Raw genomic sequence first — 26,163 nt, forward strand, 5'->3', positions numbered from 1 at the left:
TGTTCGTTTTGTTGATTCATCCCATTGTAAATAGGAGGTTGTACCTTTTTAGACATGCAAAACTACTAAAATCCTATTATTCAATAATTATAAATGACAAAAAATATTACCTAATCCATTGAAAAAAAGAAAAAAATGCAATCTACTTTCTCTTTTTTTCATAATTCGGCAACAAAAAAAGTCATTAAAGTAAGCTCAGTAAGAACTTTTAACTTTAATGACTTTGCATATGAAATCAAACCTTTACTTAATCATAAAGGTGACTAATTTTTACTAATCCTTCAGGATTGATAATTTTAATGCTTCTCTTGTTGATTTCAATTAGTTTTTCATGCTTAAATTCAGAGATAATACGAATGGCCGTTTCTTTGACTGTTCCTACTAATCCTGCTAAATCTTCACGTGTCAATGTAATGTGCTCTTTGTCTACAAACGCTTTGTCTAATACCAATAAGGCTTCCGCTATTCTTCCTCGAACAGGTTTATAAGCGATGTCAGTAATTTTAGTTTCTGCGTTGTCAATTACTTCGCATAATAAATGGACGATCTGCTGGTAAAATTCCACATTCTCATGGAGAAGCTCCATGAAAATAGCTTTGGGTATGAGACAAATGGATGAATCTTCGATTGCTATAGCAGAAGCTCTATAGCGACTCCCTTTAATAAGAGATTTGTAACCGACAAAATCGCCAGGTTTGGCAATTCTTAAAATCTGCTCTTTCCCGTTACTCCCTAGCTTTGTAACCTTTACGAGACCTTCGCTGATACAATATACTCCTGTAGGCATAGAATCTTCTTGGAAGATTGGTTGCCCCTTTTTAAAGAAGTGACATGTATTAGACTGAAGCTTCTCAAGTTGCTCAGCGGTAAGACAAGAAAACATAGATTGGTTACTCTTCACTTTACAAGCACAAGAGGGTTGTACCAATTTCATCTTTGTTTAAGTAAATGGATAATTCTGATAAAAGCACACTAAAAGTAATATCAAAATTAGAGATTTACTAAAAAAAGATGATTTTAGTTACTTTTTTGGCAAAAAAAACACAGCTGAGAACCAAATGTGTCCCCAACTGTGCGCTTTTATCAGAATTATCCACCACAAAAGTAAATTCTTATATTCAAACTCTTTATGACTTAAGTTGTTCTCAATTATGAGAGAAATCACTAAATTAGGCTTGCAAATTCTAACTTATTAACGATTCTATTCTTACTTTATCATGCAAACGATTTCATTTAGAAGTTTCTACTTCTGTTTTTTTATTATTTATTGCTATTCAACGTCTTCATTCGGGCAACGTACTTTAGTCGATTCCCAATTTGAAAATCTAGAGGATTGGAAAGGGGAAACATTTACAACAGGCAAAGACGCTCAAGGGTGGTTTGAAATTAATACTGATCACCAACTTCAATTAAACGTAACGGGAGGCTCTGGCCAAAGGTCCTCAACAGCCCTTTTTGAAACATCTTTCCAATTTGAGAATACATCAGATACACTGGTTTGGAGCATGTCTTTTATGCACAACTTTAGTGTATCAAGCAGTCTTCAAAAAAAGAATTATTCTAAGTTCATACTGTTTCAAAATCATTCAACTTCAGATACCTCAGTGTATTTGGAACTTTCTAGTGGTATAAAACTAATCCATCAAATAGATGATGAATTAGTAGTAGTTGAAGAAAAAGCTATCTCAATCGTTCCATCAACGTGGCATCAAATAAAAGTGCAAAAAGTAAAAGGATTGTGGACTGTCTATTTGGATGATGTATTTATATACGAGGTTTTTTATGATGATATTTCTTTGGCTACTTATCATACTGGCCTGTTAGCTACTTTTTCATCTTCAGCAAGAGGGCAGCATTTTTACTATGATGATTTTATACATTTGATTCGACTTAAAGCGGAAGATATTACACCTCCCAAAGTCTCAAATGTATTTTTAGAAGGAATAGATACTCTAATTGTGGAGTTTGATGAAATTGTAAATCATGATTCTTGTAAAGGTAGTTTGACTATAAATGCTGCAACTGTTGATTATCTGTCTCAGCAATCTTCACTCGTAATCCACAATCATTTTGAGATAGATAGTCTTTATACTCTTCAAATGACTGACTTTTGCGATGAAGCAGGAAATATCTTAAATGATACTACGATTTCATTGTTAGTAGAAGATACCTATCCGCCTCATATTGATTCTTTATCTGTTAAGAGTGATTATATTCTTGATCTATTTTTTGATGAACCTGTTGTCTTGACGGAGTTCTCCAACATTTTTTTGATATCAAAAAGTGATACTATTGAAGTGGTAGATACTTTGAAAAACATCAATGAAAAACAGAAGTCGTTTGTTTTGGGAAGTTCAATTCCTACGAATAAAAGTTTTGAAGTTCACATTAAAGAATTGACAGATGAGAAAGGTAATTTTCAAGACGTGACCTTTACATCTTATTTTGATACTAGACCTCCTAAATTACTTTCTTCAGAAATTCTCAATGGTGATCAAATAAATATAGAATTTGATGAGCCTGTTTCAGAGTATATTAATGACCCTTATAATTATATAATCAATGATCAGGTTGTTCCTGAAAGTATAATGATTAGTGGCCATCGACTTGACTTACTTTTTCAGTCGAATACATTCAAGCAAGATTCTGTTTATACGATAACTATTACCGCCGTTGAAGACCTGTTTGGTAATGAAATGAATACCAAAATACTAACATTAGAGTTTGATACGACAAAAGCTGAAATTCTAAATACCTTTCAAAGTACGCTTCACAACCAAATTCTTTTTGATGAAAAAATTGTTTCTATAGATAGCTCTTCACATCAATTCCAGAATATTGATTGCCCTTCTTCCATAATTATACTAGAAAAGGTATCAAGTGTAAAATTATTTGGTGTAAAGGACGAAAACCAGAATGTGATTGACTCTGTTGAAGTATTTTTTAATGATGATATTTTTATAGAAGACTTTTATTGTGCTTCTGATAGTTCAATTAGGGTAATTTCTCCTCAGTACATTAGTGATTTTGAATTAGAAAATTCAAGGATCGATTCTATTAAGAGTTTAAATGAAGTAAATGATTTATATGTTGTTCCAAAATTTCAAGATGGAGAAAATCGAGTATTGAAGTTTCAAGGAAAGGAATATATTATCAGCTATATCAAAAATGAGATTCAATCGGTCATCACTTCCAGTACTCATTCTATTACTATCGATTTTGAAAAAGAGTTAAATGAGCAACACATTCCTTTGATTTCAACTAATCCCCATATAAATATTCAAAATATTCTTATTGAAGGAGATAAACTACATTTATTTCTTAAAGATCCCATTCCAGAGAATAGAGTATATAATTTTTCAGTGGAAGGTTTAGTTTCTTGTGAAAACCAAAAATTACCACATAGTTCTTTTCAATATACCAAAGACACATCTTCACCCTTGTTAGTGGATGTTAGTTGGAAAGATAGAAATCAGCTTTTATTGCTCTTCAATGAAAAAGTTGAAAAATACTCTATCGAAAACAGGATTACTTTGTATCAAGGTGAAAAAGAAATTCATGATTTTTCACTTAAAGTAAATGAGGAATATGTTGAATTGATATTGGAAAAGGAGTATTGGGAAGAAGAAATACATTACACAATTCATAAGGGTGTAGAAGATTGGAATGGAAATAAAACATCTCTATCAGTAAATGGTAATGTGATTCCTGTAAACTCGGTAAAGAAGGGTGATTTGATTCTTACTGAAATTTTTGCAGACCCTACACCAATCATAGGGTTGCCTAATAGTGAAGCTTTAGAATTGTATAATACCTCAACAGATACTTTATCCTTACTCGGGGTGGACTTACTGATTGGAAGCGATACACTCACTTTTGACAATGAGTTTATAGCACCTGAAACTTATCTTGTTTTGGTCCCTTCTACAAAGTTGGAAATGTGGTCTGAATATCCTTTTGTAAGTGGAGTAAATCACTGGAGTGCTCTCAATAATTCAGGTGAAATTATAAAGTTGTTGAATGCTAAAAATGAATTGCTCATTGATTCTGTAAAATTTGATTTATCAACTTATAAAGATAAGATGAAATCCGAAGGAGGTTATTCGTTAGAAAGAAGAGATTTCTTTTTTGATTGTGATCCATTTTTGAATTGGGCTGCTAGTGAAGATGAAGCTGGGGGTACCTTAGGTTTTGAAAATTCAATTTTTGAAATTATTCAAGATACAATATCTTCAAAAATCACAAATATTACAGTTGTTGATGAGCATAATATGGTCATTTCCTTTGATAAAAGCCTATATATGTTTTCAACAGAAAGCACTATCCAATATAGTGTTGATAATGTTAGTAAGTATGTTGATAAGTGGTGTTTTGTTGATAACTTCAATCTTAAAGTACTTGTAAACGAAGATTTACCAAAAGGAGTGTTGGTAACTATGATTGTTGATAACTTTCAAGACTGTTTTAATAACACATTATTTTCAGAAAAAATTGATTTTGTAATTAAACCAAAGATTAATTATCAACAATTGTTGATAACTGAGTTGATGATTGATCATTCACCTATTAACAAAATGCCTGATTCTGAATATATAGAGGTTTATAATAATAGTGATTTATGGTTAAACCTTGATAAGTGTATAATGTTAATAGATGGTGATTCTGTAGAACTATCAGATAATTGGATTTTACCAAGAAATTATGCGGTCTTAGTTCCTAATGCAAATAGGCATTTATTTGATACTCTAACAGTTGAAGTGATAGGTGTTTCAAACTGGGAAACACTCTTAAATGATCAAGGAAAAGTAGTATTGGTTAATGATGAAAATGAGATAATACATAGCGTTAGTTACTCCTTAGATTATTATCATGATCAGAACAAAAAAGACGGAGGTTGGTCCATTGAGATGAGAGATGTAAAGAGTCCGTGTGTTGGCCTTGAAAACTGGCAAGCTTCTGAAGATGAAAACGGAGGAACGGCAGGTTATAAAAATTCTATAGAAGAAACAGTGATCGACCGTCATGTACCAACTCTTGAAAGTGCTCTCTTTTTGGAGAAGGAGTCCAATGTGCTCCTTCAATTTTCAGAACCAATTGCGATTACCGAACAAACTGAATTGATAATAGATGGAGAGTACATTTCGAAAGAAAATGTGACTTTGAATGGAAATCATTTGTTGATCTATTTGTCTTATGACCTATCTTATTCTTATGTGAGTATTTCAGCAATTGTTGACTGTTCGGGTAACTTCAATTCTACCGTGATGGAAAAAGAAATTCTTTACCCGATGCCCAAGGAGCAGGTATTTCTTTCTGAAATATTATTTGATCCTAGCACGTTAAATACAGATTATTTAGAAGTGTTTTTTCAGGTCGAGAAAGGAAGCTATGTTAATTTGAAGGATTGGTCTATTGGCAGGGAGAGAAATGGAGCTGTTGAGCAGGTAGTGGCTTTATCAAAAATGGATGATTATCTATTTTCTAATCAATTTCTAGTGTTCACTAAGGAAGAGGACAAGTTATTAAGTTTTTATCCTCACTTGAAGAGGGAAAATATGAGAGTGGTAAATCTTCCCTCATTTCCAAATGAGAACGGTAATGTTGTGTTGCTGCAGAATGGTGAAGTATATGAAAAGTATGAATATTCCGAAAAACATCATCAATCATTTCTTAAGAATACTGAAGATGTATCCTTAGAGAGAATTGATTTTACCGTTTCATCTTCTAACCCTAATAATTGGACTTCGGCTACAGAAAGCAGCGGTTTTGGAACACCTACCTTCATAAATTCAAGAGTAGTGAGAAATGAATTAGATGAATACCAGGATAATGTACTTGTTTTTTCTACTTCATTATTGACAACAAATGGTGATGGAAGAGATGATTACTTAAAAGTTGAAAATAATTCCATTTTTCCTCTAAGAATTTTAAGGATGGATATTTATGATATTCACGGTAATATCATCTATCCTTGGCTTAATAATTACGAACTATCGAGCCGTGATTTTGTGAAATGGGATGGTGTAGATCAAGATGGAAAACGTGTAATGGGGAAATTTTTAGTGTATTATCAATTAGTTGATCATAAAGGAAATCGTCAAGAACAGACAAAAATAGTAAGTGTAGCCCCTTGGAATTGACCCGATTAGCACTTTTTACCCTATATTCAAAGATGTTATCGAATTAATAGTCAGTTATTTTGTGTTATAAGTTTCAATCTATTACTTTTGCATTTCGATTTGGGATTACAGAAAAAGTAAAAAATATTAATAAGATGAAACAAGACATTCATCCAGATTTCAGACCAGTGGTATTCCACGATCTGACTTCTAACGAAAAGTTCCTTATTGGATCTACAGTAGCTACATCTGAGACAATTGAATTCGAAGGTGAAACTTATCCTTTATTCAAAGTCGAGATTTCTTCAGCTTCTCACCCGTTCTACACTGGTAAGAAAGCGGCTATCTCTGCTGCAGGTCGTGTTGATAAATTCAACAAAAGATACGGAAAAAAATAATTTCGTTTTTATCCATAAAAAATCCACAATTTCATACGAAGTTGTGGATTTTTTTTGTGTCTAACTTTCTTCATTGCATCTTTGTCATATCATTTTTTGTTCGTTATATCTCACTTGAGATATTTATTTTTCAGGTGTAAATCACCATTTTACAATTGCGATTTTGTGTAAAAATGGTTTAAAGTAATTATTATGAATATCATATTATTCGACAATCCGAAGACAAGAATTAAATTATTACCTTTCACATTTGTAAGACCTATTGCAGATATTAGAGTAGGTATTTTTAAGATATATGAAAAATGGGAAAAGGCTTTTAATGCAGAAATCTCATTTCTAACAGAAGAGTATTTACAAGGAAAGTTTCCTCTGAAACATGGTGCTGATCAGTTTTATATTAATGGATCACTTTGCCCGAATCCTTATTTAATACAAAAAATACAGGAGTTAAAAGAGGGGCAGGGTTTAGTTTGTGGTGAAGATTTATTGGTTTTACATACTTCTGCAAAGTTTGATCACTTAGATGCTGAACCTGGTGATTTCGAAAAAATAGAAGTTCCTGCGGAAGAGGTAGTATTAATAAAGCATCCATGGGAAATTTTTACTCAAAATAGAGAGCAAATCATGCTTGATTTCGAAGTGGTGACAAGAGGAAGAATCAGTCATCATATCGAAGATCCTCATACCGTTGTTTATGGACGTGCAAATATCTTTGTAGAAGAAGGTGTAGAAGTAAGGGCTTCTATCTTAAATGCACAGAAAGGACCGATTTATATTGGTAAAAATGCAGTGATTGAAGAAGGAGTAATTATTCAAGGTACTTGCGCTATTGGTGAGGGGACTCGTATTAATATGGGAGCTAAAATCCGTGAAGATTGTTCTTTCGGACCACATTGCAAGATTGGTGGAGAGATCAATAACTCCGTTGTATTTGGATATTCTAATAAAGCCCATGACGGCTATTTGGGGAATTCAGTAGTAGGAGAATGGTGTAACTTGGGCGCTGATACCAACAATTCCAATCTTAAGAATAACTACGGTCCAGTTAGAATCTGGAGTTACAAGGAAAGAAAATATGTAAGTACCGAACAGCAGTTTTGTGGTATGATGATGGCAGATTATTGTAAAGCTGGTATTAATACCATGTTTAATACAGGTACTGTGGTGGGTGTATCTGCACACATTTTTGGTGGTGGTTTCCCTCCAAAACATATTCCTTCATTTGCATGGGGTGCTATTGATTCTAATGAAGTAGCTCAATTGGATAAAATGATAGAGATTGCAGAAAGAGTATTCGCAAGAAGAAAAGCAGATTTTACGATTCACGACCGTCAAATTCTAGAGAAGGTGTTTGAATTAAGTAAGTTTGATAGAATGTAATCTTCATGATCAAAAAAATAGAAAAGGATCTTCTTGGCCTAAAAGGTGAAATGAAGATCCTTTTTTTATATTTATGAATTCTTCAATCATGAAGAAAACATTCATTGAAATAATGATATTTCTAAAAATCGAAAGTTGCCCTTTTTACTCGATTAATTTTTCTTTTTGTATCGAAAATATCACAATTCAGAGAGAAGTAAAAGACATTTCCAGTCAGTTGATTATAGCTAAGGTTTGTACCTTTTATATTGGCTTGATCACTTCCCCATGATTCATTAAAGAAAGGTGTCAGGTAATATTTGAACTTTAGATTTGTTCCTTCTCTAAACTGAATTCCAAACATTACGCTTTGTTGCACATTTACTCTGTCACTGAACCAGACAGAGAATTTATCTTGCTTGCTACCTCCAACAAAAGTTTTTTCTTTATAATGGATAGGTTGTTCTATTTCATACCCACCATAAATGAAAAAACTATTTAAATTCCCTAGTTTAAAACCAACGGGTAAACCTACATTGTAAGTTCTCATCTTTTTCCTCATAGTACCTGAGTATTCTCCATTTTGATATTCATTGGGGACATCAAAGATAAAACCTATATTACGAATAGATACTCCAGCAAAAAGTCCAAAATGATTACCAACATCCATGTTTATATACGATTGTCCGTTGAAAACAGGAGCAAATCGTATCACATCATTTTGAATTTCTTGATTGTTGATTTTGATGGCAGTCATTCCGGAGAAAATAATTTCCATTCCCCCGGAAAAGTAGAAGTCAGATTTCCTGGATTCTTGACCGTAGCTAGAAAGTGTGAAGGCACAAATGCCTAATACAGTAAATAGTAATTTTCTTAATTTGACCATAAGATTATAGTTTTAGATTGATTGCAGGTAGTTGGGTTAAACATCAGGATAAAGCGATTGAGATAAAGAGTGATCGCTGAAAAATTTAATTGATGTAATCATACATCTTACATTTTCTATCACTAGACTCAATATTACTTATTTGTCCTTTTGTTTAAGTTGAAAAGAGTTCCTGCTTAAATTAATTTACACTAGTTATTCTTTTAAAGACAAAGTTAGAATGATTAGGTTGCATCAGTTTTTATTTAAATCTTGTTGAATTATGAAATACACCGCATTGGACTTGGTTTTATTACCCAATCAATCTTTTACTAAGACGATGGTTGAGTATAATAAAAAACTTCCCGATACTGTATTACAATTGAGTGATGAACATACGATTCCACATTTGTCAATTTCGATGTGTAGAGTTGCCTCTGATCGAATTGATGAGTTATTAGGAAAATTACAAGATTTTTTAGAAGTAATTGATCTTTCAGAGCTATTATCATTGAATGTTCCATCAATCTATCAACATAATATAAAAACAGTAGGGTGGAATTTGGATTTAATTTCACCACTTAAGCACTTACATTATTCAATGGCTAGCTTAATGAAATCATATCATTTTGATCAAGCGAAAGAGAATAATGACTTTACTGTCATTCATCCACAAATGCCTTCTTCAGGGATTGATTATCTCAATTTATTTTTCACAAAATATGCCTTTGATAACTATCAACCCCACATTACTTTAGGGCAGGGTAGTACGCAGGTTTGTGAAGAATGGTTGAATAAAAATATTGAATTTGACCGGATCGCTCTTTTTCACATGGGAACAGGCTGTACTTGTGAAAAGTTACTTTGGGAGACGAAGATCAGTAATAATTAATGAGCTAGATTTTAGGAGAATTGATTAAAAATTGAGGATAGTAATTAATTGAAGGTGATATTGATTGTTTTTTTATTGATTTATTAGCAGATTTGGGGGGAAAACGAAAAATTAAAAATATCTTTTAGCGCTCTTACCGCTTATTGGAAGGCGCTAACACTCAACAACCGTAAGAGATGTCTCAAGAAAAAGTACTGAAAGAAGAACGTGCATTCTCCAAAGAACAATACTGGGAATGGTATGAAAATATGCTATTAGTTAGACGTTTTGAAGAGAAAACGGCGCAGTTGTACGGTCAGCAAAAAATCAGAGGTTTTTGTCACTTATATATTGGACAAGAAGCTTGTGCTGCAGGTCAAGTATCAGCTCTAACTAAGGATGATCATTATATCACTGCTTACCGTGATCACGCTCACCCAATCATGTTGGGAACTGATCCTGGTGCTGTAATGGCAGAAATGTATGGTAGAGCTACGGGTACTACAAAAGGTAAAGGTGGTTCAATGCACATTTTTGACAAATCAGTAAACTTTGCTGGTGGTCATGGTATTGTAGGTGCTCAAATTCCAATGGGTGCAGGTATTGCATTTAGTGAAAAATATAAGGGTACTAAAAACCTTTGTGTGACAATGTTTGGTGATGGTGCAATCCGTCAAGGTGCAATGCACGAAGCATTTAACATGGCAATGGCTTGGAAATTACCAGTAATCTTTATCGTAGAGAACAACGGTTACGCAATGGGTACTTCTGTTGAGCGTACTTCAAACGTAACTCACCTTTATGAATTAGGTTCTGCTTATGATATTCCATCTCGTCCAGTAGACGGTATGGATGTAGAAGAAGTACACATCGCTATGGAAGAAGCAGCTGCTCATATCCGTGCGGGTAAAGGTCCTTATTTCTTAGAATTCAGAACTTACCGTTACAAAGGTCACTCAATGTCTGACCCTGCGAAATACCGTACGAAAGAGGAAGTTGCAGAGTACAAAGCACAAGACCCGATCGAGAAAGTGAAAAACAAATTGATCGAAAAAGGTTATGCTACAGCTGAAGAGTTAAAAGAGTTTGATAAGAAAATGAAGCAAAAGGTATTGGATGCTGTGAAGTTCGCAGAGGAGTCTCCATTCCCAGATGCATCAGAAGCTTACACTGACGTATACGTTGAGCCAGATTATCCTTTCTTAGATTCTTAATTTGAGTTAGAAAATTTAAAATATACGTAAGGCATCCTTTTTAGGATGCCTTTTTTTGTGAAAAAAACATTAAAATATCAATTTTAAGTGCAAACAGTACTTAAAAATATTATGTTTCGGGAATATTTTTTAAATTTGCCGACTGATAATTTTGAAACTTTAGGCTTAGCCTATTTTATATATACATGGCGACCATGAAAGAAAAGAAACACAATACAGTGAAAGGAACTACAAATGAGGAGCACAACGAGTATGAAGTATTCGAGAGTGCTGAGGTTTTACAGGACAGATTAGTAGAGTCTCAAGATTTTTTTGAAAAGAATAAAAATGTCGTTCTTGTTGTTTTAGGCGTTGTCGTAGCAGCAATTGCGGGTTATTTCTTATACGGTGTAAACATCGAAAAGCAGAACACGGAAGCTCAAGCTGAATTGTCTCCTGCAGTTTTCTATTTCGAAAAAGATTCTTTAGGTAAAGCATTAAACGGCGACGGTAACCTTACTGGAGGTTTCTTGGAAATCGCTGATGAATATAGCGGAACAAAAGCAGCTAACTTAGCAAACTACTATGCTGGTGTTTCATTTATGAGATTAGGTGAGTACGAAAAAGCAATCTCACACTTAGAAGCATTTTCAGCTAAAGATGAGTTAGTTCAAGCGCGTGCTTATGCTTTAGTAGGTGATGCAAACGTAGAGTTGGAAGCTTATTCGAAAGCAATTTCAGCTTACAAAGAAGCGATCTCATACAAGCCAAACAAAGAGTTTACTCCTTCATACATGATGAAATTAGCTTTCACATATGAAGCAGCTGGCGATAACGCTAAAGCTTTAGATACATACAATGACTTGATTACTAAGTATCCTAAAGCACAAGAAGTAAATGACGCTAAGAAATTTGCAGCAGTATTGGCTGCGAAATAAGTATAAATCTTTTCTTATAAAAATAGGCTATCTTCAAGAAGATAGCCTATTTTTTTATGTGTGAATTTGGATGAAAAACACTCCAAAGTTAGCACTTATCTACGCTGACTCTTTCTCTGCATGTTTATTTCTATAATCACTTGGACTAAGGTTTTCCATTTTCTTAAAGAACCTACTGAATGCCTGTATATCATCATAACCTAGTTCATAAGCGATTTCAGAAATCGATTTATCTGTATAGATGATTTGTCTTCTTGCTTCCAGAATAATCCTATCTTGTATAAACTGCAAAGGGGATTTTTGCCCTAATAATTTAAAAGCATTAGAAAGTGTTTTGGGAGATTTATTCAATAATTCAGCATATTCTCCTACTGATTTCTTCTCCTTAAAGTGCAATTCGACCAAAAAGTTGAATTCCTTTACCACCGTCAATTTATCTTCGCTTAAAGTCGATAATGAAGTTTGTTTTTTCATGATACGAGTGCAAAGGATCAACAGCCTTTTTAATAACATCTGAAGCATTTCCAATTGATGGTCGTCAGTTGACTCCATTTCATTTTCAAAAACTCTCCAGAGAGACATTAATGTTTCACCATCATTGTTTGTAATACTGATCTTTGGTAATGACGATGCTCCGAAGAAAAGTATGCCCTTACAGCCAACATCTGAGTCATGATCAAGGATACAGTAGAAAGGTCTATTGAAACGAAGCATTTTACCTTTGGTAATGTTAATTTCTTCTACCTTATGAAATTCTGTAAGGAAAACTATTTCATTAGGACAAAAAGAATATAAGCGACCATCTATTCTAAGTTGGCTTTCTTCAGCAAACCACATGACACTGAGTTTACTGCTATTGTCCTCGAAAATTGATAATTCTTTTTCGTCTGTCAGTTCTTTTATTTCGAGGTACTCTCCTGTTGATTTTAAAAACTTCATAGGAATAAAAATAGGGTTAAGCGAGTAGTAAACATTTGAATGATTAAGGCTTAGACTACTAAGCTTTTATTTATTCAAGTGTTCTAACCCAATAAAGGGTATATCTACTCGCTAAACAACATTTTTATAAAAAAACTAGATAATCTAGTTCGCGATTGCCTCTAGGTGAGTTCTCAACTCTTTTTCTGCAGCCATACCTACATGTGTTTTCACTACTTCACCGTCTTTAATGAAAACCAGGTTTGGAATGCTTCTCACTTTGTAAAGTGTTGCTAACTCAGGTACTTCTTCAATGTTTACCTTTTGAATCGCAACTTTTCCTTCATATTCATCTGAAAGCTTTTCTACTGTTGGTAATAAGGCCTGACATGGTCCACACCAATCTGCATAAAAATCGATGAGGATAGGCGTGTTACTTTCGTTGATTAATTGATTGTACTCTTCAAAATTGTTTATCTTTTTCATAGTATTGTTTTTTTATCTGTTTATCTAAATGAACAATACAAAGGTGCAGGATAAAACAGAGGAGGTGTTATGCTTAAATCCCCGAAGGTTGTGCCAATTTTCCTTTTGAGTGAAGTACACTCTAATTCATGTTATTGACATGTGTGAGGAAGTTGAGAAGTACTTGTTGGGTTTCTAAAGTGGCTTCAAACATGCCCATGTGCCCCACATCATCCTTAATAAAGATGTGTGCGTTTTTAGGTAGATGAATTTCATCAATACTTTTTCGAAGTGGGACTGCATTGTCTTTTTTACCTATGATATAAAGGACAGGAATTTCTAACTTTCCAAGTAGTCCACTGTGGTCTTCCCTCAATCCCATAGCCAAGGAAATCTTGGCAATAGTCTCTACTTTTTCATGACAGGCTGTATCAATAATTTCTTGAATAATTGGTCTGTGATTTTCTCTATATTTTTCAGCAAATAAATTCCCTATCATTGGTGCGACAAAAGAGCGAATACCGTTATCTCTTACAAAGTCAGCTGCTTTTTTTCTTACTTCTTTCTTTGCATCATCATCTTCAAAAGCAGTGGAATGAAATAACCCGATCCCATTAAGAAAGCTCTCATATTTTTTTGCATAGGCTAATGTCACGTACCCTCCAAGTGAGTGACCAACCAAGGTGAATTTTGAGATAGAAAGGTCTTGTAATGTATTATGAATTTCATCAGCAAAATCAATTAAGAGAGGTTGTTCTTGCAGTATTGGGGCACTTTCACCACATCCGGGTAGATCTATGCAAATGACTCTATAGTAAGGCGTAAATACTTTTACAAAGTCTTTCCATATTTCCTTAGTCTCACAAAATCCGTGAATTAATACTAAGACTGGTTTATCTATAGCTTTATTATCTGTGTAGGACAACATCTTGTTTCGTTTTTAATGATTAATTTTTTCTTTAATAAGTACTAAATCAAAAATAAATAATAGTTCATTCTAATTTATTTTTTGTGAGTACAACGCTAAAAAACGTATTAATAGTGGTTCTATTGAAAGTTTTTTGAAGGAAGTAATCGTAAAACAATAAATAGAAAATTAGTATTAGATAATTGTGAATTTGTACTTAATAACCAAGAGAGGGCATTAAAACAAACATTATTTTTTTAAGTTATATTGAAAATGAATAATAATACTATCAACACCAACAATTTTTAAACACAATGAAAAACACAACATTTATCTCTCTTTTATTACTCTTGAGTGGACTTTCAGCACTATTGGCACTGCATACCCCCTCTAAACCTGAAAAAGTGGTACTATGCCATGCAGATGTGGAGGCTGTGAGAAAATTTGCTTTGTTTACGAATGAGGTCGAATTCAGAAATGCACATGCTATGACAAGAACACTCAATACTGATGAATTTATGGGAAAAAGAATCTCTTTTGATGTGGCTGGTGGAGCGAAAGGGGAAGCTTATTTTGTTCCTTCAAAAAAGAAATCCAACAAATATCTTTTTGTCTTTCATGAATGGTGGGGATTGAATGATTATGTGAGAAATGAATCGGATCGACTGTCAAAGGAATTGAAAAATGTCAATATCATTGCCTTGGATTTGTATGATGGAAAAGTGGGAACAACAAGAGAAGAAGCGAGTAAATATATGAAGGCTTGTGATCCAGATAGAGCAGCATCAATTATAAGTGGTGCTCAAGCATACGTTGGTAAAGAAGCCAAAATAGCGACTATTGGATGGTGTTTTGGTGGAGGATGGTCACTTCAATCTGCTTTACTTTTAAAACAGCAAGCAGTTGGTTGTGTGATCTATTATGGTATGCCAGTTCAAGATGTGGACCGATTATCTCAATTGAACTGTGATGTATTGGGTATTTTTGGTGAACAAGATAAATGGATCAACCCAAAAGTTGTCGCTGAATTTGAAGGTCATATGAAGGAAGCAGATAAAGGCTTAGCGGTAAAAATGTATAAAGCGAATCACGCTTTTGCAAACCCTTCTTCGGATAGATATGTAGAAGCAGATGCTCAGAATGCCAACCAAGAAGCTTTGATGTATTTGAAGAAAAGATTGAAATAAGTAAGACAACATAAGTATCGATACCATAAAGAATTACTCTAGTCTAAAAAGGAATTAGGGTAATTCTTTCTTTTTTACCCTTCTCATAATGAATTCACTTAAACGATTAGAAAAATGGTTAAGAAATTTATTATTGGAGCATTGCTACTTTTATCCTCTTTGAATATCTATGCTCAAGTACCTATGTTGCCTTCAATGTCAATCCCTTCATTGGGAGGGGGAACAAATGCTCATGCAGCAACATATACAGGAGATGGTGTTTTTGTGGGTGTGGCATCATTACATTCAAAACATTTAAATTTTGCTTCCGCTTCTTTACTTTGGAATACAGGTTGGGATGTTTTTGGAGCAAAATATTCGATGATGATTGCTCAACCCATGCTTATGAATGGAAATTATCAGCAGCATTTTTTTCCAGTAGTCTATATTACTCCCCTTCAGCTTTCTTGGGATCTAGGTAACACTAAATTACAAGGAAGTTATTCGGCTTTAATAGGAAGAGATTTACCAGTCGATGCTCATCTAATTTCAGTTAAAGCAACGCAATATCTTTTAGATGGGAAATACTCAATAACTGGAGGGGTAACCTACGAACATAGAATAGCGAGGCCTGAATTGGGACGTACTTTAGGTAGTGCAATGGTTTTTGAAGCGAATGTTTCTAGACACTTTAAAAATGGAAGTACTATGGGGATTTTTGGTTACTACAACACAAATTCTTCTCCTGAAATTATAGAAGGGAGAACATTATTCAATGATATTTCAGGGACACGAGGAATAGGTATAGATACTTCACACCCTGTTGGAAAACACCTGTTTCTCAATGGAAAATACATTTACGACCTACAACCCAACCAAGTTACACGATGTAATAAGGTCGTATTTTCAATCGCTTATAAATTTTAGATTTTTCTTTAATCAAATAAAACCTCAATAAGTAGATAATAATACTTTACTTGTTGAGGTTTTTTATTGAAAGAAAATCTATTTTGACTTCAAATTTAATTTTTCCAATATATACTCAAGTGCCTTATCTGATTCAACGTAAACATCTGGAGCAACGCCCACTTTATCCAATCTTGATCCCTTGTAAGTCTGATAATCTGCAATTGGGATAAAGACATCAAAATTCTCATTCACTCCAAATGAAGCTCCACTTAGCATTGCTCCTGCAGATGGTGTTCCTACCAATGTGGCAATTTTTTGTTCTTTGAGTAAGTAGATCAAAGGCTCACACGCACTGGCTGTATTTTCATTGATGAGAACATATACTTTTCCTTTAAAAGTTGGATTATTGTGAGAAGGGACCACCATTCTAAAGGCAGGGTTTTCCATAAACATTTTTGAAATACCAGCATAAGTGAAATCCATCAAAAAGGGCAGGGAAGTGATCTCCTCAGCTGTAGCAGGTTTTGTGTGATTTGTATACCATCCTCTAGTGAGGTAAACCCCTGCATCGATAGGATTGGGTGTTAAAAACTGACCTAAAATAACTGGAGCATCCAACGACCCACCTCCATTATCTCTTAAATCAATAATTAAATTTTCGAAAGTATCTGTTCCAATTTCTTGAAGTGCTTGATACATTTGACGAGCCCCTCCAGCAAAAGAACGAACATCAAGATAAGCAGTAGAATCGTTCATTTTTTTCCATGAAAGTTTTTCTATTTCACCTTCTGATGCTGTTGTCGTTGACTTTACTTTTTTAAGATAGAAGTGCGTAAAAGAAAGTGTTTTACACTGTCTATTGAAAGTTAAATAAAATTCCTTTTCATCAAGATTCAACGTTTCTTCAGCGTACATATGATGCTTAAATTTGATAAAACTATCTTCTTCTAACCATCTTGGATTTGCCACTCTTTGTTCTAATAATTGAAATACTTTATCAAGAAAGGCTTTGTGTTCTGACTTATTTTCTTGAGCAATTGAAGAGAAAGTAATAAATAAAGCGATGAATAACACTGTGATAGATTTCATAATAATTTTGTTTTGATTAAACACTGATTCAAAGGTATTTCAATGAATTATTATGAAAAAATGGGAGTGATGAGCTTGAAGTTTAAATGCCGAAATTGAACTCCTAGGGCTGTTTTTGAAGGGTTAGGGATGAAATTGAAGCTCTTTTTTCAATGCGGAGAAATATTTTGGTGAGACCGGAACTACCATTTCTACGTGATTTAAAACTACAGCACCTTTTCGAGTATTTCCTTTGAGTTCGTTGATGAAAACAGTGTTGATTAAAAAAGAACGATGCACCTGAGTAGCCATTGGCAGTTGATCAAAAAGTTTACTTAATGTGCTTCTTAACGTAAACTTCTTCTGTTCGCTATTCTTTGTATAAAGAAAAATATCAATATAGTTTGATTGAGATTTAGCCATGACAAACTCATCCCATTCAAACTGAATTTGCTCATTGGCATTAGCTCCTTCTATACTGATCAGTTTGTTTTCTATTTTCTCTTCACTCATTAAAATCTGTCCAAATCGGAAACGTAAGTAAGCCCAAAATGTGATAAAGATACACGCGAACGGCAAGCCATAATAAATATTCCAATAGAACAGTCCAGCCAAAGTAGGTGGAACATCATTCATGACATAACAGTTGTATAAATAGCATAACAAATTGATAAAGAAAAAGCCGAAAGTAAGAACGAATACCTCATTGAATAGTCTCCATTTTTGATCGTGTTTTTTATACCATATTTTTTCAACAGTATGTATACTCAATAAGGGTATAATCACACATAAACTATAACCGGCAAGTTTCAAATTTTTGTAGGGAGCATTGTAAGTATAAGTATCAAAAGGCTGAAGTAATATCAAAATAATACTTATAAAAACAGATAGAATAAGTGTAATGAAAATAGTGTTTTTCCAAGAGGAAGTGAAAGAGGTGATTTTGTTAGCTTGCATATTTATTATTAAAAAGTCTTAGTCATGAAAGACTGATTTCTAGCTCGTTTAAAGATAAATGAATCTATTCAGAGAACAAAAATCAGCATTAAAATGTAAAACAAAAAAAGCTCTTACCCCTTCAGAAAGGAATAAGAGCAATATCTACTTGCTATTTTAATCTTCAATACTGTTGATCACCGCAACTCTTTCAGTAAGTGCTACTAATGCAACATTATGAACCATTTCATTAGGTGCAGTACATGCATTGCCTACTACAGTGACATTGTATTTTTCAGACTCTTTTGAAATTGCAGTATGTGTTACGCAGTTTTGAGTCATGATACCAGTGATAATTAAATCAGCCACATTGTTTTCCGCTAAAACAGCTTCTAGATTAGTCTCCTTAAAACTGTTGGCAAATGTTTTTGTAACGATGACTCCATCTTGAAGATAAGGCTGTAAATCAGCGTGAAATTCACTTCCTTCAGTACCTTTTACCAAAAATCCTTCAGGAGCTTCATGTTTGATAAATACAATCAGGATTCCTTCTTGTTTCGCTTTTTCTATCGCCTTAATGGTAGGTTCTACTATTGAAGTCGTATTGAATTGAGGGTAAACTCCTCCTTCAAAATAATCATTTTGTACGTCGATGATGATTAATGCTTTTTTCATTTTTATCTATTAATTGAATGTGTATTTGATGTGGCTATTGGAATTTTAGCCATACTATTTTTTGAAGTTTTTTGCTTAATCTACTGAATCATAATAATCTCCTTCTAATAATGTACTTGATGTTAAATCATGGATTAATGATTTAAAGAATTGCAATGCTTGTGAAATAATCTTCATATTTAAAATAGTGTTTCCTTATTGTTTTTGAACGATACAAAGGTGAGAGTTTTAGGAAGGAATTTTTTATACGAATTGGGATTTGAATTACATGAAATCGTTATAATTGAGAATTGATATTTGTTTAGTTTTTAGATTGTTAGTGAACTTTAAACTCAGTTTTAGAATATTTATAGTTATTAGAAATCAGGAGATTTCTGGTGATCCGTAAGGCACAAATGACGCTGACGCTTAACATTCGCGCCAGTCAGTAGTCTATCAATTTCAGTTGGTATACCTCCTTCGGCATTGAAGGGAAAAGCGTTAAGAATTTCATGGAATGAGCCGTTAAAAATGATTTTCCTGTTTGAGCGTAGCGAGTTTAAAATCATTTAGGCGAGAGGAATGGCATTTAGCTTTTGACTTCTAAGCCTAGATTTTTTGCTTCGTTTTTCATCAATGGAAAAATGAAGAAGAAAGAAGCTTGGAAGTAGACTGTAGAAATTTCAGCAGAAAGGTTGATTGAAAGTAAAAAAAGGCTCCCACATTTCTGCAAGAACCTTTCTTCTATGATTAAGGATTCAACTCCTCCAAACTTTTCGTTTTCCTTTCCTTATAACTCTTCTTCTTTTTCACTTGAAGAATAATTTTCCGATCCCAATTCAATTGGTCCAATAAAGAATTTTGAAGGCTTTTCGTAATCATCGTTCCACCTTGACTGTATTTGATATCGGAAATTTCAGAAATCAAATCACTCAACTTATACGTCAATACTGCTTGGTAAAGTGTTTCCCTGTAATTGCTTACACTTTGATTGGGCAGGGTGTTGATCCACTGATAAAAACTTTGAATACTTTGCTCAATATTTCCTTTTCGGATATCACTTCTCAATTGACTGTAGGCTTGTTTTTCCTTATAAGTGGAAGTGGAACGGATGTCTTCCAGCTTCTTTTTGATTTTAGTGATCGGTCTGTATTTATAGAATAACCAAAGAATCACTATGCCTAAGAGGATATATTCCCAATGCTGAGGTACGTAATCTCTCCATGTTTTTTTCGGTGTTTTATCTACTTCTTCTGGAACCTGATTGAGTTTATTCAAGCTGTCTTGAAGCGATTGTAACATGCTCAGATTAGGATTTTCTTCAATGGTGATAGTTCTACTTTTTGAAGAAATATCCTTTGATTTTTTAGTGTAAGGGTGATAATAACGCACCGTAATCCCTGGTATTTCAAACGTTCCTGCTTCTTGAACTAAATAAGTGATGACTTGCTTTTGAGTACCTGAAATGTAATTGTCCTTATTGTAATTACTGTTGGTGGGATGTTCTGGATAAACACCGGCCCAGTTTAATGAATCATAAGTTCTGACTGGAATCATTGGGCCAAGCGTACTGCCGGCTGTGATACGAACCGTTCTTTTAAGGACATCCCCTACTTTTACTTGAGACAAGTCTTTGTTCCAAGTGTCAGAAATCCTAACACTTGAAGCGACCAACCATGATTTTGGATCTTCTCCAACAGGAGGAGGAACCACTTTGATTGACTTTTCTTTGGTATGAAGGGTATGTTTTTTTCCTTTAAAATCTCCCGGATCAGGGGTGGTAACTTCCAATTCCAAAGAAGGAAATACATTTTCTCCTGCCGAAAAAGGAAATACCCAATAAGTTTGTTCTACACCCGAATACTGATACTTGCCGATCTGCAAAGAGTTGGGAATTGCTCTGCCGTCTTTGACCATTAAAGCGTTGGGCAATTGAAAATCTTCAAAATTCAGCCCTTCCGTAAACCAAGTCGTGGTGTAGATAGAAAGTTTCACTTTAAAAGGTTGACCTACCATTACCTCTTTTTGATTGATGGTGGTAGTGGTAAACAGGTTGACTTTCTTCTGAGCGTAAGCATTCAAAGCCCAAAAGAACGTCAGTACGATTATAATACTTTTTCTTACCATGACTGATCTGATTTTTTAGGCTTGTCTTCATCAGTGAGGTACTGATATTGGAATTTCTTTTTGAGGTACATGGAAGGGTCGAGTTTTACCTGACGGATCATACTGGCTTTGGATTGCTGTTTGGTTTCAGAAAACTGCATCTGCAAGAGTTCTTCCATACTCGGATTAATCTCTTTTTCGCCCATTTCCTGAATAGTTTCGCTTTCTCCTTCTCCTTTTCGATCAGAATGTTGTGCGGATTCTTGCTCTTGTTCCCCTGCTTCCGGTTCATATATTTTTCCTTTGAGAGGATCTTTCTCGTTGATTTTACTCCCCTCTGACATGTGAATATTAATCATACGCATTTGTTCAGAAGCAATAGAAAGATTCTTTTCCGCTTCTTTGAATTGAGGGTCAATATCCAATGCCATTTGAAAGGCTTTTTGTGCCGCTTCCCAGTTGCCCAATTTAGCTTGAGAAACCCCTAAGTTATACATGTTGTTGGCTGTGATATCTTCCGCATAAGCATCTGCCGCTTTTTCATAATCCCCCATCTTGCTATATGCAAAACCTGCTTGGGACTGATCTGTAAAAGTTGCTACAGCAGTGGCGGTATCTCCTTTATCCAATAATGCTTGTGCTTGTTGATCTCTTGTGTAAAAAAGGTCTTTGGCTTTTAAATCGTCTTTTGGAAGTTGATCGATACTGTCACAACTGATAAAGAACATCGGAAGGAGTAAAATCCATGTCCATTGAATTAAAAGTCCTTTTCTGAACCAGAATAAAAGGAAAAAAGCAACCACAAACGAAAGGTAATATCCTGCGTCTACCCAGTCTTCTTCCGCTTTAGTGCTATCTTTTGTAAAGACTAAATTGTCTTGGATATTTTTTGCATATAGCTCTACATCTGTATTGTCCAGCGTAAACGGAGTAAGATTGACATGTGGCATGGCAATCGCATTTTGAAGTTGTGCTGTATTCAGTCCAACCGTTACTGCCTTACCATTTTTATCTTTTAAAACTCTATTTCTGTAAGTTGGAATATGTGCTCCTTGAGGCGTCGCCAATACCAGTAAATTATATTGATCTTTAGTGCTTGTTCTTTGCCCAAATGCTTGTACATCTGAGGCGTTGATATCATCTGTAATCACCCAAACAAAGCTTGGAGCATCTGTGTTTTTAAGAATTTTATCAGTAAGATCTAACGCCTCCGGCAAGTTACTTCCTTGCAATGGCATACTACTCGGACTTAAAGCATCCAAAGTAGAACGGAAAGTTTTATAATCTTTGGTAGGAGGAAGGGCTTCATGTGCAGAACCCGCAAAGACCACTAATCCAGTTTGAACACCTTGATTGATTTTCAGATAATCTTTGATCTTCATTTTAGCTCTTTCCAATCGACTTGGACCAATATCAGTAGCCAACATAGATCGACTCATATCCAAGACGATCACCACTTTTGCTTCCGTTTGATTTCCTGGTTTGTCTACCCTTTTCCAAGTAGGACCCGCAATGGCCACTACAATTAAAACGGCCGTAAATATCATCAGCATTTTGGGAAACCAAGCACCTCTTTTATTGCCTTTGATCAATAACAGATTTAATAACTGAGGGTTGATCAACTTTTTCCATCCTTCCGACTCACGAATGGAGATCCATGATAAGATAAATAGAACACCAACGGGAACTAAACCCCATAAATATTCTGGTCTTATAAAGTGAATATTGGTCGAAAACCCTTCGAAAAATGATGTTATTTCTTTCATGATTTTCGTCTATTAATTGATGAAATAAATTGAACCAAAATAAAAATGAACTGTGAGGAAATGGCTAAAAGGAATGCAACTCCCAAAGGAATATAAAACAGTAAACGGGTTGGTCTGTAGCCCTCGTCTTCAAACTGTATAGGTTCCATTTCATTCAGTTTATCATAGATGGTATTTAACTCTTCTACATTTCCAGCATTGAAATACTCACCGCCCGTATTTTGAGCTATCATTTTTAAGGTTTTGTCATCCAATTCGTATTGTGAACTTTTCTTTGTACCAATACCTATGGTATATATTTTAATGCTGTCTTCAGAAGCCATTTGCGAAGCGGTAATAGGAACAATTTCACTACCACTATCTTGACCGTCCGTCAGTAAGATCATTACTCTTTGATCGATAGAATCGGCTTCAAAAACTTGAGTGGAAAGTGCGATAGCATTACCAACCGCTGTTTTATGACCTGCCATTCCAATTCCAGTTTCATCTACGGTATGTTTGATAATATCCAAATCAGGAGTGAAAGGCAGGGCAAATACATCACTACCAAACATCATCAAACCGATGCGGTCGCCTTCTCTTTTATCTATAAAATCAGTCAATACATTTTGAACGGCTTTCCATCTCGTGATACGATTACCGTCGGCATCAAACCAATCGGTCGTATTCATACTCATAGAAATATCAGCGGCGATCAGCATGTTTCTCGCATTTTTTACTTTTTTGGCAGGTTCACCAATGTATTGAGGGTTAGACATTGCCGTAACCACACAACACCATGCGAGGAAATTAATAAGGTATTGAAACCATCTTCTCTTTAATATGGTTGCACTTTTTTGAGGTTTCAATCCCGTTGCTTCCGTCAACTCATCGAACTTAGGATAGTACAATGCATCTTTTTTCTGCTTGTAGGCAGGAACTAACCACCATATAAGAATCGGCAGGGGAAGCAGTGCAAACATCCACGGGTAGGCTAACTCATACATGACTTTTAATCCATTTTTTTGATGATTGAATCAATTGCGTCAGTGTTTCTTCATGATCCACGGAAAACTTCATATAAGCTCCATTGATCAACAACTCACTTTCTTTCTCGGAGAAATTGTTTTTCCAGTGGGTATTCAGAAAAGCCACCCATTCTTCACCATTTAAAGGAGCCACCTGATCACGGTCATAAGTAGTGATGGCTACTCTTTTTAATGTTGTATTAATCTGAAAAATACTTTCTTGTAAGGTCAATTTCTCATTCAATATTTTGTCTAATTCCCTATTGGCGACTCTTTTGTAAGTAGTACCGAGGTAATTGTTGTATTCCCTAATGACCACTATCAGTACTAACAAAATAGCTATTCCACCCAAGATATACCATCCTGGACCGGTAGGAGACATGTCTACCTTTTCCGGAGGAATAAAGTCCAATACTTCGCTTGCAAGCTGAGTAGAGTCCTTTAGGAATTGTAAGGAATCTTGAGGCATAATTAATGGTCTTTTAATAATTCACGAAGCTGATTTCCTGCTCTTTCATTGGTATTGAAAGTCATGACAGGAATACCATATTCGGCAAACTGATCCGTGAGCATTTCTTTTTCGTTTGTAAAAGTCTTTTGATGTTTCTCTCGGACTTTTTTCATGCTGTTTTCAATAGAAACCTGACGATCAGAATTGGATAATGAAATCGCTCTCAGTGGAAGTTCTTTTTCCCAATCATCTTCAATATGAAAAATCATGACATCGTTGTGTCTTTTCAAGTTGAAAATATGATGAATGGTTTTGTCTGAAATTCCTCTAAGGTCAGAGATAATGACGATCAAGTAATCGTGATTAACAGTACTTCTCACTTTCTGAAAAACGCTCTCTAAAATCAATGTTTTAGATTGAGGAGGTTGCTGAGCATTCAACTGATTGTTGTAAACTTCTATGGTTTTCAACATGGAAAGGACAGCCGTCGAACTTCTTTGAGGTCGGATATTTTCATATTTTGTGTCATTGAAAACAAATGCCCCAACACGGTCTCCTACGTCTACCGTTCTCCAAGCACCCAATGCGGCTAAATGAGCAGAAACTGTCGATTTTAAATAGTTTTGTGTCCCAAAAAACATGGAAGAAGATTGATCCACCACTAAAAGAACAGGGCGTTCTCTTTCTTCCGAAAATACTTTGGTATGCGTTTTTTGAGTACGAGCAGTGACTTTCCAATCAATATTTCGGATATCATCACCAGAAACATATTGACGGACTTCCTTGAAATCTAAACCTCTTCCTCTCATCGCTGATTTATGTCGACCAGCCAAAAGTGATTGCACTTTGTATTTGGGCAAGAAGCTGAAGCCAGATGCTTCAAACTGCATACCGTGCAATTCGTGGAGGGTGACATAACCCGATGTTGGATTTTCTTTTTCTGACTTGCTCATGGGATTTATGCGACCGCAACTTTACTGATCAGTTCATCAATGATTTGTTCTTTGGAAATTCCTAAAGCATTGGCTTCAAAACTGCTGACAATTCTATGGCGGAATATATCCTTGATTACCTCTTGAATATCTTCCGGCTTCACAAAATCACGACCATTTAACCAAGCTTGAACTCTCGCTACTTTGTCCAATGCGATTGTCGCACGAGGAGAACATCCTACATCGATCCATTTCGCTAAATCTTCACTGTATTTTTCAGGCGTTCTTGTTGCATAAACTAAAGCCACAATATATTTTTCAATTGCCTCCGAAACGTGTACTTCTTGCACCTCTTTACGAGCATCAAATACAATCTCTTTTGGCAGTTTTTCTTTTTCAGTAGAAGCCTTTTTCTCACCTGTCGCCTTTTCTTCATTTCTTACTAAACGAAGTACTTCCAACTCTGCTTCTTCTGATGGGTAATTGACAATGACATGCATTAGGAAACGGTCCATTTGAGCTTCTGGAAGAGGATAAGTACCTTCTTGCTCAATTGGGTTTTGAGTAGCCATTACAAAGAAAGGTTTCGGTAACTCGTAGGTATTACCAGCAACAGTCACTTGTCTTTCTTGCATCGCTTCAAGCAAAGCCGATTGTACTTTTGCAGGAGCACGGTTGATCTCATCCGCTAAAATCAAGTTATTGAAGATAGGACCTTGTTGGAATACAAAACTTTCTTCACCTTGACTTTGGTAAATCTCCGTACCTGTAATATCTGAAGGTAATAAATCTGGGGTGAATTGAATTCTGCTCAATCCTAAATCCATATTTTTGGCTAAACTATTAATGGCTCTTGTTTTAGCCAGTCCAGGAAGACCTTCTAATAGTAAATTACCATCGGAGATGAGACAAGAAATAATGCGGTTAACGACTTTTTCTTGACCTATAATTGATTTGGAGATCTGTTCTTGTAACTGTTGTATTGATTCTAATGCTGTCACGGTAATATTATTTATAGTAATAATTTCTTTATTGAATTAGAATTATTTCAAATGCTAATTGTTTATTATTAAACAAAATAACGATTTGAATTCTAACAAAGTTTTCTTATTAAGAAATATTATTCTATTGAATG

22 protein-coding genes are annotated in these 26,163 nt (G+C 34.7%); 8 read left to right on the forward strand and 14 right to left on the reverse strand.

What is annotated here, in order from left to right:
• Positions 1 to 247: 247 nt before the first annotated feature.
• The gene (locus IC221_RS00115) at positions 248 to 934 is read right to left on the reverse strand and encodes a Crp/Fnr family transcriptional regulator (RefSeq protein WP_044211821.1); all 687 of its coding nucleotides are present in this window, start codon (positions 932 to 934) and stop codon (positions 248 to 250) included.
• 283 nt (positions 935 to 1,217) lie between these two features.
• On the opposite strand from IC221_RS00115, the gene IC221_RS00120 reads away from it, so the two are divergent.
• The 3 genes from IC221_RS00120 to IC221_RS00130 all read left to right on the forward strand — a co-directional run bounded on the left by IC221_RS00120 (position 1,218) and on the right by IC221_RS00130 (position 7,897).
• Positions 1,218 to 6,140: a hypothetical protein gene (locus tag IC221_RS00120; RefSeq protein ID WP_188167032.1), complete on the forward strand. Its 4,923-nt coding sequence runs from the start codon at positions 1,218 to 1,220 to the stop codon at positions 6,138 to 6,140.
• A gap of 134 nt (positions 6,141 to 6,274) precedes the next feature.
• Positions 6,275 to 6,517, forward strand: a complete 243-nt coding sequence (locus IC221_RS00125) for a type B 50S ribosomal protein L31 (protein ID WP_062619101.1) — start codon at positions 6,275 to 6,277, stop codon at positions 6,515 to 6,517.
• A 192-nt stretch (positions 6,518 to 6,709) separates the two neighbouring features.
• A complete protein-coding gene (locus IC221_RS00130; protein ID WP_188167033.1) occupies positions 6,710 to 7,897 on the forward strand; it encodes a GlmU family protein in 1,188 nt (395 codons plus the stop codon).
• Positions 7,898 to 8,018: 121 nt separating this feature from the next.
• Here IC221_RS00130 and IC221_RS00135 read toward each other — a convergent pair whose 3' ends face one another.
• On the reverse strand, positions 8,019 to 8,762 hold the full coding sequence (locus IC221_RS00135; protein ID WP_188167034.1) for a hypothetical protein: 744 nt from the start codon (positions 8,760 to 8,762) through the stop codon (positions 8,019 to 8,021).
• Between the two features lie 262 nt (positions 8,763 to 9,024).
• Between IC221_RS00135 and IC221_RS00140 the strand changes: the two genes are divergently transcribed.
• From IC221_RS00140 to IC221_RS00150, 3 genes are all read left to right on the forward strand, one after another.
• A complete protein-coding gene (locus IC221_RS00140; protein ID WP_188167035.1) occupies positions 9,025 to 9,633 on the forward strand; it encodes a hypothetical protein in 609 nt (202 codons plus the stop codon).
• A 176-nt stretch (positions 9,634 to 9,809) separates the two neighbouring features.
• On the forward strand, positions 9,810 to 10,826 hold the full coding sequence (pdhA, locus tag IC221_RS00145; protein WP_188167036.1) for a pyruvate dehydrogenase (acetyl-transferring) E1 component subunit alpha: 1,017 nt from the start codon (positions 9,810 to 9,812) through the stop codon (positions 10,824 to 10,826).
• Between the two features lie 194 nt (positions 10,827 to 11,020).
• Positions 11,021 to 11,743, forward strand: a complete 723-nt coding sequence (locus tag IC221_RS00150; protein ID WP_188167037.1) for a tol-pal system YbgF family protein — start codon at positions 11,021 to 11,023, stop codon at positions 11,741 to 11,743.
• A gap of 99 nt (positions 11,744 to 11,842) precedes the next feature.
• On the opposite strand, the gene IC221_RS00155 is transcribed toward IC221_RS00150, so the two are convergent.
• The 3 genes from IC221_RS00155 to IC221_RS00165 form a co-directional block, all read right to left on the reverse strand.
• Entirely contained in the window at positions 11,843 to 12,682 is an 840-nt protein-coding gene (locus IC221_RS00155) for an AraC family transcriptional regulator (protein ID WP_188167038.1), read from the reverse strand.
• 144 nt (positions 12,683 to 12,826) lie between these two features.
• Positions 12,827 to 13,147: a thioredoxin gene (gene trxA, locus IC221_RS00160; protein WP_044211835.1), complete on the reverse strand. Its 321-nt coding sequence runs from the start codon at positions 13,145 to 13,147 to the stop codon at positions 12,827 to 12,829.
• A gap of 121 nt (positions 13,148 to 13,268) precedes the next feature.
• A complete protein-coding gene (locus IC221_RS00165; protein ID WP_188167039.1) occupies positions 13,269 to 14,054 on the reverse strand; it encodes an alpha/beta fold hydrolase in 786 nt (261 codons plus the stop codon).
• Between the two features lie 293 nt (positions 14,055 to 14,347).
• On the opposite strand from IC221_RS00165, the gene IC221_RS00170 reads away from it, so the two are divergent.
• A complete protein-coding gene (locus tag IC221_RS00170; RefSeq protein WP_223241243.1) occupies positions 14,348 to 15,220 on the forward strand; it encodes a dienelactone hydrolase family protein in 873 nt (290 codons plus the stop codon).
• 114 nt (positions 15,221 to 15,334) lie between these two features.
• Positions 15,335 to 16,126 (forward strand): hypothetical protein, encoded by a 792-nt coding sequence (locus tag IC221_RS00175; protein ID WP_188167040.1) that lies wholly within the window; start codon positions 15,335 to 15,337, stop codon positions 16,124 to 16,126.
• A gap of 78 nt (positions 16,127 to 16,204) precedes the next feature.
• Here the strand turns inward: IC221_RS00175 and IC221_RS00180 are convergent, their stop codons facing one another.
• From IC221_RS00180 to IC221_RS00220, 9 genes are all read right to left on the reverse strand, one after another.
• On the reverse strand, positions 16,205 to 17,197 hold the full coding sequence (locus IC221_RS00180) for a S41 family peptidase (protein ID WP_188167041.1): 993 nt from the start codon (positions 17,195 to 17,197) through the stop codon (positions 16,205 to 16,207).
• Positions 17,198 to 17,320: 123 nt separating this feature from the next.
• Complete coding sequence (locus IC221_RS00185; RefSeq protein ID WP_188167042.1) at positions 17,321 to 18,133, reverse strand: LytTR family DNA-binding domain-containing protein; 813 nt, start codon at positions 18,131 to 18,133, stop codon at positions 17,321 to 17,323.
• A 156-nt stretch (positions 18,134 to 18,289) separates the two neighbouring features.
• Complete coding sequence (locus tag IC221_RS00190; protein ID WP_188167043.1) at positions 18,290 to 18,787, reverse strand: cysteine hydrolase family protein; 498 nt, start codon at positions 18,785 to 18,787, stop codon at positions 18,290 to 18,292.
• Positions 18,788 to 19,516: 729 nt separating this feature from the next.
• Positions 19,517 to 20,893, reverse strand: coding sequence for a BatD family protein (locus tag IC221_RS00195; protein WP_188167044.1), 1,377 nt, complete (start codon positions 20,891 to 20,893; stop codon positions 19,517 to 19,519).
• On the reverse strand, positions 20,887 to 22,638 hold the full coding sequence (locus IC221_RS00200; protein WP_188167045.1) for a VWA domain-containing protein: 1,752 nt from the start codon (positions 22,636 to 22,638) through the stop codon (positions 20,887 to 20,889). The genes IC221_RS00195 and IC221_RS00200 overlap by 7 nt, the downstream gene beginning before the upstream one ends.
• Positions 22,635 to 23,624: a VWA domain-containing protein gene (locus IC221_RS00205; protein WP_188167046.1), complete on the reverse strand. Its 990-nt coding sequence runs from the start codon at positions 23,622 to 23,624 to the stop codon at positions 22,635 to 22,637. The genes IC221_RS00200 and IC221_RS00205 overlap by 4 nt, the downstream gene beginning before the upstream one ends.
• On the reverse strand, positions 23,617 to 24,114 hold the full coding sequence (locus IC221_RS00210; protein ID WP_188167047.1) for a DUF4381 domain-containing protein: 498 nt from the start codon (positions 24,112 to 24,114) through the stop codon (positions 23,617 to 23,619). The genes IC221_RS00205 and IC221_RS00210 overlap by 8 nt, the downstream gene beginning before the upstream one ends.
• Positions 24,115 to 24,116: 2 nt before the next feature.
• Entirely contained in the window at positions 24,117 to 25,049 is a 933-nt protein-coding gene (locus IC221_RS00215) for a DUF58 domain-containing protein (RefSeq protein WP_188167048.1), read from the reverse strand.
• Positions 25,050 to 25,054: 5 nt separating this feature from the next.
• Positions 25,055 to 26,029: a MoxR family ATPase gene (locus IC221_RS00220; protein WP_188167049.1), complete on the reverse strand. Its 975-nt coding sequence runs from the start codon at positions 26,027 to 26,029 to the stop codon at positions 25,055 to 25,057.
• Positions 26,030 to 26,163: the final 134 nt, after the last annotated feature.

Source organism: Flammeovirga sp. EKP202, from assembly GCF_014534745.1.
Taxonomy (GTDB): domain Bacteria; phylum Bacteroidota; class Bacteroidia; order Cytophagales; family Flammeovirgaceae; genus Flammeovirga.